Below are 7,707 nucleotides of genomic sequence, written 5' to 3'. Positions count from 1 at the left end.
TAAAAGAAAGTGGAATGACAGACTTAAAAAAACGAATATACGAGGCAACGCACGAACGCTTACGTCCAATTTTGCTTACGGCAACGGCGGCCATTATGGGCTTTATTCCAATGGCGATTTCTACCTCTGGAGGTGCAGAAGTGCAACGACCATTGGCAACGGTGGTTATTGGTGGATTGATAACAGCAACATTTTTAACGCTTGTTGTACTTCCTGTATTATATTATTGGCTCGAATCGAGAAAGGAAATAAACAATACTGATGGAGGTGTAACTTATGTCAACAAATCAACCAATATTGTCACCGTATTATTGATGGTTGGCGGTTTGATGGCTTCTGGAAATGCTTTTGCCCAACACACCAATCCAGATGCAACAATGTCAAAAGTCTTAACAGTAAATGAGGCTGTTGCTTTGGCAAAACAGAATTATCCCTCGCTTAAGGAAAGTCAGGCGTTTATTGAACGGGAAAAGGCACTAAAAGGAACAAGTTTTGACCTTGGTAGTACCCAAGTATTCACGAGCAAAGAAGAATATGGTAATAATCTTCCTGGAGTACAGACAACAGTTGGTATGCAACAGGGCAATATCGATTTGCTTTCCGGATTTTCTAAATCCAAATTTTACAAAGAGCGTATTATTTTGGGAGAAAAATTTTATGTAGTCAATGAGCAACAGCTCGTGCGTAATGTAATGCAAGCGTATGACCAAATAAATTACTACAAGGCACAATTACTCTTTGCGGAACAGTTGGATAGTATTTACGCAAACTTTAAAACCGCTGCTCAACTTCGTTATGATACTGGAGAAACTGGCAAGTTGGAATTTATGGCAGCCTCTTCCGAATTTCAACAGATTCAGGTTTTAAAACAACAGGCCTATGATAATATTGAAATTGCCAAGCGTGCTTTAAAACAATATTTGGGAACCGATGAAACCATCGAAACGGTAGATGATTTTTATAAGCCATTGGATTTTATGGCGACAATGGATTCAACTTCGGTGGCAAACAACCCAATGTTGCAATATGCCTTGCAAAATGCAGAAGTGAGTAAAGCAAATGTTGGCGTTGAAAAATCGCAATTCCTACCTAAATTCAGTTTATCGTATGGCAGACAAATTGTCGATGATGTTTCAGGGTTTAATACCTATCAGGCTGGTATTAATGTTCCATTATGGTTTTTTCCACAAAAATCGAGGGTCAAAGCGGCCAAAGCAGATGCAATGGTAGCGGAGAATCAATATTTGGAGCAAAAAGCGGTTACAGAAAGTCGTGTTTCACAATTGACCAAATCACTCGAAAAAACAAAGAAGATTTTGCAATATTACGAAGAAGGCGCACTATTGTTGGCAGAAGAACAAATTACCACAGCGCAGTTGGCTTCTAAAGAAGGCGAAATAGATTACGTCAATTACATCACGATTCTCAACAGTGCCATCAAAATAAAACAGAACCATTTACAATATATCAGTCAATATAACCAACAAGCCATTGAGGTACAATACCAGTTGGGCAATCTATAATATTAAAGGAAAGAGAAATGAAACATATATCTATTATCAGTATAGCATTAGCAACCTTTTTATTGATAGGTTGCAACAATAAAGCAGATTCAGGTTCAGGTCACAATGACGATAATGCATCTGCAGAAAAAATGGAACAAGGCGAAGAAGGCCATAATGAAGAAAAGGGAGTTGTAGAACTTACAAACCAACAAGTCGAAACCATTGGTCTTGAAATGAAACCCTTGGAGAAAAGGAGTTTGGGGAACACAATAAAAGTTACAGGTCAACTTGAACTTTTTCCACAGGATAGAGCAAACATCAGTCCTTTTGTGGGTGGCAATGTTCGTTCTATCAACGTTATCGAAGGCGATAAAGTGAACAAGGGTCAAGTATTGGCATACTTGGAACATCCAGACATTATTTCGATGCAACAGGAATTTCAAGAAAAGAATGATGAGCTCTTATTCTTAAAACAGGATTATGAACGTAAACAAACCCTATATGATAAAGGAGTATCCTCTGGCAGGGAATTTCAAATGGCACAATCAAAATTTCGTTCCACTACATCGAGCGTCAATGGTTTGCGCTCAAAGTTGAGACTCTTGGGCATCAATACAGATAAGGTCATTCAAGGACAAATATTCTCGTCGGTTCCAATTACAACGCCCATTACTGGTTATGTTGATGAAGTTATGGTAAGTCTTGGTGATTTCGTAGCACCACAAACCAAAATGTTCACTGTTAGTGATAATTCAGAAATTCATGCCGATTTTAAGGTGTATGAAAAAGACATAAGAAAAGTAAAGGTAGGACAGGAAATTTACTTTACGGTAGCTGCCAAACCAGAGCAATTGCTAAAGGCGGAAATTCACGCTATTGGTAAAACTTTTGAAAGCGACGCAAAAGCATTACACGTGCATGCCGACGTTCATAATGAAGATAAAGAGTTACTTCCAGGAATGTATGTAGAAGGAAGGATTGTGCAGGATGAAAAAATGGCATTTGCAGTCCCTGAAGAGGCAATTGTCAGAGAAGGTGAACAATCATATGTATTTATTTTGGATCAAGACGAGAAAAAGGAAGAAAACAAATTGAAGTTTAAAATGATTCCCGTTAACGTTGGAATTACAGATTTAGGATATGTTGAAATCAATCTTCCTGCAGAAATTGCCCAAGAGGTAAAAGTGGTCACTAAAGGAGCATACACGTTATCATCAGAAATGATAAAAAGCGAATTGGGCCACGATGACTAAATTCATTAAATTATAATATAAGTATAAAAGAAATAAAAGCATTTATAAAACCGAACCGTATCCAAAGAGTCATTGAAGCACTAAGTGAGAATGGGTTTAAAAGTATGACACTTTCACAAGCCGAAGGAACTGGCGCATTCAAGACTAAAGGTGCGAGACCTTCCTTGGATTTTCATATTACCGATAGTCCAGTGGTTAAGTTAGAACTGGTCTGCAAAAATGAAGAAGCTCAAGCAGCCATTGCACTAATTTTAAAAAATGGCAAAACCGAAGAACCTGGGGATGGCATTATTTATATAGCCGATATAGAGGATGCCTTTCAAATTAAAACAGGAGATTCTTTAATGCGCTATAATTTATAGTAGGATGGAAAATTTAGAACAAATATTGGAGAACAATTACGTAAAACCAACGGCTATGCGCCTGTTGGTTTTACAATTTCTCATAGGTAAAAAAGTAGCTGTTAGTTTATCCAATATTGAAGCATATTTTGATAATTCTGATAGGACCACCTTATACCGCACATTAAAAACCTTTGTTGAAAGTAATATTGCTCATCAAATTGATGATGGTACAGGAATTACAAAATATGCCATGTGTGAAGCGAATTGCCTTTGTGAAATGGAAAACGATTTACACCTGCATTTCCATTGTAACAATTGTAATGAAACTGTTTGTTTAACAGAACACAAAATACCGCACATTAATTTACCGAATGGTTTTAATGCGGAGAACGTGAATTTAGTTGTAAAAGGTGTTTGCGATAAATGCGGCAGACAATAGAGCACTTAGGACAAACCCTTTTAAAGAATTATTGCAATTTAAAAAAAATAATGAGGTTAAAGTTTAAATTAAAAAAAACCTAAAATATGCTTATTATAAAGAAATTAGTAGGTATAAAGAATTACTAGCTAAAGAGGATTACCCAAATGCATGGCATCATTTAGAAAGAATTCACATTATAGGTCAATCTTATCCGATTGAACACACCTATTCACATTGGTTAATGCTAAAGTTTGGATTAATGCAAAAAAACAGCAAGGAAGTATTTGGTCAAATTATAAGATTGCTTGTTGGTGGTTGGAAATCATTTATTAATCATGTACCTATTGGCAATACAGGAGGCGCCAATGTGCCACCATTAAAAAGAATGATCATTCCTGAGAATATAAACGCACTATTTCATACAAAGTAATAAATAAGAAAGCATGAAAAAAATAACTACAGAAACAGCTAAGGAGCATAATCACGATGATGATGATGACAATCATAATCACGACGGAATTTTCGGAAAGAACACCGAACTTTATTTCGCAGTATTAAGTGGGGTAACTTTAATTACGGGATTTCTCATAGAAAAGTTTACTGAGGTTTCAGAAAGCATTCCATTCGTACTCTATATTTTGTCTTACATTTTTGGAGGATATTTTACCCTAAAAGAGGCTATTACAAAAATTGCTAAGGGCGAATTTGAAATTGATTTCTTGATGCTAGTGGCTGCTGCGGGTGCTGCTTATTTGGGTGAATGGGCGGAAGGAGCTTTGTTACTATTTCTTTTTAGCCTGGGTCACGCTTTGGAAAACTATGCCATGGGAAAGGCAAAAAAGTCCATTGCGGCATTGACCGATCTCGCGCCTAAAACCGCATTATTAAAGAAAGATGGCGATACTGTTGAAGTGGGTGTTGAAGAGCTAAAGGTTGGCGATATTATCGTGGTACGCCCCAACATCAAAATATCTGCCGATGGCGTTATTGTAAAAGGAAATAGTAGTGTAGACCAGTCTCCCATTACAGGGGAAAGTGTCCCAGTAGATAAATTACCGATTGAAAATCCTGAAAAAGAGTACACCTCAAAAAGTGATATACCTGCTGAGAACCGTGTATTTTCAGGAACTATCAATGGTAACAATACCCTTGAAATAAAAGTTATTAAAGCGGCAAAAGATTCTACATTAAATCGTTTAGTTACAATGGTTCAAGAGGCTCAGAATCAAAAATCGCCCACACAATTATTGACTGATAAGTTTGAGAGGTATTATGTACCGGCAGTAATCATACTAGTAATAGCACTGAATTTTGCTTTTTTGGTTATTGACGAAACTTGGAGTGAAAGTCTTTACCGTTCTTTAGCAGTACTAGTAGCGGCAAGCCCTTGCGCTCTCGCAATTTCTACACCTTCTGCTGTATTAAGTGGAGTGGCCAGGGCTGCACGTGGCGGAGTTTTGATAAAGGGTGGTCGACCATTAGAAGATTTGGGAGAACTTACCGCTTTAGCCTTTGATAAAACTGGAACCCTAACGGAAGGAAAACCAAAGCTTACTGACGTTCAAAGTTTTGGGGATATTGAAGAAAAAGAACTGTTGAGAATTGCTGTTGCCGTTGAGGAATTAAGTGATCATCCTTTGGCGAAGGCTGTTGTAAGGGATGGGATGAAAAAACTAGGTAAAGACCTTAAGATTCCAGATGCAGATGATTTGGAAGCCGTTCAGGGAAAGGGTATAAAAGCTAACTATCAAGGAAATATCATCTACATAGGTAATTTAGAACTTTTTGAAGATATTGATAAAGGCGTTCCTAGCGAAGTATCGGAAAAGGTAAGAGGACTTGAAGGGGAAGGAAAGACCACAATGCTAATAAAAAGGGGCGATGAATTTATAGGTATGCTCGGACTAATGGATACTCCTCGGAAAAAAGCCAAGGAAACCCTTGCCCAATTAAAGAAACTAGGCATCAAAAAAATGATAATGCTAACTGGTGATAATCAGAAAGTGGCAGATGCCGTAGCTAGGGAAATTGGATTGACAGAAGCTCTTGGAAGTCTGCTTCCAGAAGAAAAGGTAGAGGCCATCAAAAATCTTGCACGACAGGAAAATAAACTGGCAATGATAGGCGATGGTGTTAATGACGCTCCAGCAATGGCAAACAGCACTGTAGGTATTGCAATGGGTGCAGCCGGTAGCGATGTGGCGTTAGAAACGGCAGATATAGCCCTAATGGCGGATAAATTAGAAACGCTTCCATTTGCAATTGGCTTGAGTAGAAAAGCGAAGTCAGTTATTAAGCAAAATTTATGGGTTAGTTTGGGGGTAGTAGCGCTGTTAATCCCTGCGACGATAATGAGTTGGGCTAGTATTGGTGTAGCCGTGGCTATTCATGAAGGTTCAACATTAATAGTTGTTATCAATGCGCTAAGGTTGTTGGGCTATAAAAAATAAATGCAAGTTTAAATAGGTAAGTGCATTGCTTTTTGTCGATAACAGTTTGAAACGTAGTATGATATTTGAAGTGAGAAAATATTATAGAAATATTTATGTGACTTATGAAGGCACTTTCTCACCAATCCTCGTAGCCGTAGCCTTCCAAACCCCATCCACCTTCACAAGCTTAAAAATGCCAGGAGTCTTGTCAGAAGAAGTAGCGTATTTTATCCAAACAACATTACCTTTTAAAATGCTACAAGCTTTATTCAATCAACAGCAATTGCTGTCGATTGAAATTTCTGCTGCCTATTTGTTGCCAGTTCAAATCAATTCAAATGAGATGTTTAAAACCAAAAAGCCCTGCAAATCATAAAATTTGCAGGGCTTTGTTATTAGTTACCTCGACTGGATTCAAAACTTTTATTAGAAATGCCTGAATACAACGGGTTCTGCGAAATTTTATTTTTTCTGTTGTCGATTTGTTATCGACATTATTTTTAAAAAGTGGCGAATGAATAATCTCTTAAGTCAAATATAGAAAATTAAAGCGAAATACGGGGTGGCATTCCAATAGTAGAAAATAAACTTAATTTTTTAAATACTAATAGATTAGAACTGTACATACAAAGAAGAGAACATATATATATCTGCTATTCAAGTTGACAATTTGTGAATTTATAATGTTATAAATATATCAAAATAACTAATGGGTTATTGAAAAATTAGGTCTATAATTGAGAGTGATATATCTTAATTGTTTTATTCTACGATTTCAACTAAGCAAATTATTATTTCTGATATCATTCAATATCTTCCATATTTATAATGATAAGTTCCTCTTTAAACGGATTACTATTTTTAGCATCCCTTTTTTTGGATAGAATCTTAATGTTTCCTATGTAATTCTAATGGTAGAAACTTCAAGAATATCATTATTTAGGTTATATTTTTGTAAAATTTCTGGTTCTACTTTTATAAACATTATTGGCCTGTGGTTGGATACCTATTAAAAAATAAGTATCCAATCAGATTAAGGAATTTCGCCTACGGTCCAAAATTTAATCATGGGAAAAGATAGTCAATTAGATTACGTTATTAATAAAATTGATAATAAATGAAAACGTGTAGTAACAAGGCATATAACAAATAGGGCGTTCGGTGGTTTACGAAAGTACAATGCTTTTATGAACATCGCCAAAATCTTAGATTACCCCCATAGGGAAATATTTAAAATTTGACTTTTAAGAAAAAATAAGTAAAACAAAATACAAAAGGTTTTGCTTGTGGCTAGACCGTAAATAATCGTTTGTTTTCTGTTTACTTGCCATATATTTACTTTAGCAACAAATAAAAAACCGCCAGAAGGTAATTTGGCCACATTATTTTTTTGTCGACAAAGGACGTAGGACCTCTTTTTTTTGAGATTTTCGCGAAAAACAAAGTTTAGTGCTGCAAGTCCCGAATCCTTAACAGACTAATCTGATTGCCAGGTATAAGATTTAAATTTCTGCTTAGTTTTTTTTGTAAATGTTACTACCTTAACAGTAGTATCGATTTTTCAGTATTGTTTAGCAAACACGGGCCCTACAAATTCTTTTGTTGAATTGATCCATACGGTTTTTTTCTTCTTCTAATCTTATATAATTTGCACATCGACTTGTCACAATAATTCTATGCTATTCGAAAGAGTTAAATAGGTACGATATACAAACATCCTTTACAAAGTTATAGAAACATCGTTTACACTTT

At 36.1% G+C, this 7,707-nt stretch carries 7 protein-coding genes; all 7 read left to right on the top strand.

Annotation, left to right across the window (positions count from 1 at the left end; all coding sequences use genetic code 11):
• Positions 1-1,523, top strand: a 1,523-nt coding sequence (locus AAC084_RS21070; RefSeq protein WP_339842267.1) for an efflux RND transporter permease subunit, incomplete at its 5' end; no start/stop codon positions are given.
• 17 nt (positions 1,524-1,540) lie between these two features.
• Positions 1,541-2,758 carry an efflux RND transporter periplasmic adaptor subunit gene (locus AAC084_RS21065; RefSeq protein WP_339842266.1) on the top strand — a complete coding sequence of 406 codons (1,218 nt, stop codon included), beginning with the start codon at positions 1,541-1,543 and terminating at the stop codon, positions 2,756-2,758.
• Positions 2,759-2,781: 23 nt separating this feature from the next.
• Complete coding sequence (locus AAC084_RS21060) at positions 2,782-3,120, top strand: P-II family nitrogen regulator (RefSeq protein WP_339842269.1); 339 nt, start codon at positions 2,782-2,784, stop codon at positions 3,118-3,120.
• Positions 3,121-3,124: 4 nt separating this feature from the next.
• Positions 3,125-3,541 (top strand): transcriptional repressor, encoded by a 417-nt coding sequence (locus AAC084_RS21055; protein WP_215996451.1) that lies wholly within the window; start codon positions 3,125-3,127, stop codon positions 3,539-3,541.
• A gap of 67 nt (positions 3,542-3,608) precedes the next feature.
• Positions 3,609-3,953 carry a DUF3703 domain-containing protein gene (locus tag AAC084_RS21050; RefSeq protein ID WP_339842268.1) on the top strand — a complete coding sequence of 115 codons (345 nt, stop codon included), beginning with the start codon at positions 3,609-3,611 and terminating at the stop codon, positions 3,951-3,953.
• Between the two features lie 13 nt (positions 3,954-3,966).
• A complete protein-coding gene (locus tag AAC084_RS21045; protein WP_339842265.1) occupies positions 3,967-5,973 on the top strand; it encodes a heavy metal translocating P-type ATPase in 2,007 nt (668 codons plus the stop codon).
• 58 nt (positions 5,974-6,031) lie between these two features.
• A complete protein-coding gene (locus AAC084_RS21040) occupies positions 6,032-6,331 on the top strand; it encodes a hypothetical protein (protein ID WP_339842264.1) in 300 nt (99 codons plus the stop codon).
• The last annotated feature ends 1,376 nt before the right edge of the window (positions 6,332-7,707 follow it).

This window comes from uncultured Maribacter sp. (assembly GCF_963977385.1).
Lineage (GTDB): Bacteria > Bacteroidota > Bacteroidia > Flavobacteriales > Flavobacteriaceae > Maribacter.
Note: the sequence above shows the minus strand (reverse complement) of the source record. Positions and strands in the feature narration are given on the sequence as shown.

Bases quoted from the DNA above. Each gene is read 5' to 3' on its own strand.
- AAC084_RS21065 (WP_339842266.1), top strand. From the start codon at position 1,541: ATGAAACATATATCTATTATCAGTATAGCATTAGCAACCTTTTTATTG.
- AAC084_RS21055 (WP_215996451.1), top strand. From the start codon at position 3,125: ATGGAAAATTTAGAACAAATATTGGAGAACAATTACGTAAAACCAACG.
- AAC084_RS21045 (WP_339842265.1), top strand. From the start codon at position 3,967: ATGAAAAAAATAACTACAGAAACAGCTAAGGAGCATAATCACGATGAT.
- AAC084_RS21040 (WP_339842264.1), top strand. From the start codon at position 6,032: ATGATATTTGAAGTGAGAAAATATTATAGAAATATTTATGTGACTTAT.